Source organism: Lactobacillus nasalidis (genome assembly GCF_016587775.1).
GTDB lineage: Bacteria > Bacillota > Bacilli > Lactobacillales > Lactobacillaceae > Lactobacillus > Lactobacillus nasalidis.
Map to the genome: position 1 here is coordinate 1 of NZ_BOCG01000593.1, position 465 is coordinate 465.

At 57.8% G+C, this 465-nt stretch carries 1 protein-coding gene; it reads left to right on the top strand.

Annotated features, from left to right (window positions below):
• The coding region (locus tag lacNas_RS11125; protein ID WP_507762789.1) for a serine hydrolase at positions 1-465 on the top strand (465 nt) is incomplete at both ends.

Genomic DNA, 465 nt, shown 5'->3' on the forward strand with positions numbered 1-465 from the left:
GATCAGCCAGAATTCCGAGTACTCCAACGTCCCGCTGGCCAGCGGCCATGCCTACACGATCAAGGAGCTCTACCGGGCGACCTTGATTGAATCCGCCAACGGGGCGGCTTTGACTTTGGCCCAGGCAGTCGGCGGCAGCCAGGTGGCTTTTGTTAAAAAGATGCGCAAGCTGCTGACCAGCTGGGGGATTACGGATGCCAAGATCTACAATGCCTGCGGCCTGGCCAACGGCAACCTGGGCTCGGCAGCTTATCCGGGCGTGGGCAAGAACACCGAAAACGAAATGTCGGCAGCTGACATGGCAATCGTCTGCCAGAAGCTGCTGAAGGACTTCCCGGAAGTTTTGAACACGACTTCCATTGCCCAGGCGACTTTTTCAACCGGCCCCAGCCAGACGCAAATGACCAACTGGAACTGGATGCTGAAAGGCCTGAGCAGCTACTACTCTGACTTGCCGGTTGACGG